2 protein-coding genes are annotated in these 1,229 nt (G+C 33.6%); both read right to left on the reverse strand.

Annotated features, from left to right (window positions below):
• Nucleotides 1-150: 150 nt before the first annotated feature.
• On the reverse strand, nucleotides 151-453 hold the full coding sequence (locus HMPREF1321_RS02575) for a hypothetical protein (RefSeq protein ID WP_157461765.1): 303 nt from the start codon (nucleotides 451-453) through the stop codon (nucleotides 151-153).
• A 130-nt stretch (nucleotides 454-583) separates the two neighbouring features.
• The coding region (locus HMPREF1321_RS11980) for a hypothetical protein (protein ID WP_009421243.1) at nucleotides 584-1,229 on the reverse strand (646 nt) is incomplete at its 5' end.

The raw sequence follows: 1,229 nt of genomic DNA on the forward strand, positions 1-1,229 counted from the left end.
TTATATACCCTTTCTATACCAATCTTCCAAGATTCGTATAAGCTTCCTATAAGCTCTCTATAAGCTAAGCATAAGATTCCTTCAAGCAAAAAGCACCTTTCCCATTTATTTATATTTTCGTTTTCTTATCTTTTAAAAGTAATAAAGCTACTAAGTGTTCTCTTTTGGCTTTCTGTTGGTTGTAAATTTAGCGATGACTGCATTTTGTTCAGGGCTATAGGTAGAAAGGTCGCCAAACTCGTTTTCTGTGGACAAACTGCCGTTCTTGAGTTGGTCGCTAATATCAAAAGGGGGTTCAGTGGTGATGTGTAGTGTTACCCCTACTTTTTCATAAATTTGCTGTACTTGAGCGATTGCCGCTTGAAGGTTTTGTCCGCTTCGGGTAGGTACTAAAGCTACATTTACTTCTTTAGGTGAGAGGTGCACCAAGTTGAATCTCCTGCGATTTGGCACTTTTTACCTTGCTTGACAGTAGCTTGTACTTGTTCAGTATTTCAAGGAACTTATTTTTAGTATATTGTTTGTGTAATGATTTTGGGTACATAGATAGTGGTTTTGCTTTAAAAAAGCAATAGCTTAGATGTTATTCCTCTCTCTCAAAAATATGCAACGTATGATTACTATCTAAGATATACACCTTATTTTCTGAGACTTTTAAATCTTTAAGCTGGGTAAAACAATCATCTCTTTCCACTACTGCAATAGGCTCTGAAATATAGATAATCTCCTTGGTATTGATGTCTAAAACACCAAATCTTAGCTGATCAGAAAGATAAAAATACAATAAATTATCTTGTACAGCATATTTGGTAGAAGTGTCTTTCCCTTTGATGTTGTACTTTTCAAACTCTTCCTGTAAGCCATATTGAGTAACAAAAGGAAACTCTTGGGTTAAATCTATTTCAATAAAGACATCCATAGCCATACCAAGAATTTTTCCTTTTTCACTATTTAAGAAGTAATCACTTCTAAAAAAATTTTTGCCTTTGCAAATAGTTTTTCCTATAGCTTTATGATATTCGGGAATACGATATTTTAATTCTCCTGTTTCAATATCTAAGCCTACAAAGCCTCCTAACTCTATAAAAGCCCAAAAAATATTGTTGTATATACCTATAAGTTTATATACTTTAAAATATCTTTCTTCATCCCACGAATTTTTCCACTTTCCAAATGAAGCAAGGGAAAACTCCCATAGATACTCTTTCTCTTGAATAGAAAAAGCTCTG

It is taken from the genome of Capnocytophaga sp. oral taxon 412 str. F0487 (assembly GCF_000271925.1).
Lineage (GTDB): Bacteria > Bacteroidota > Bacteroidia > Flavobacteriales > Flavobacteriaceae > Capnocytophaga > Capnocytophaga ochracea.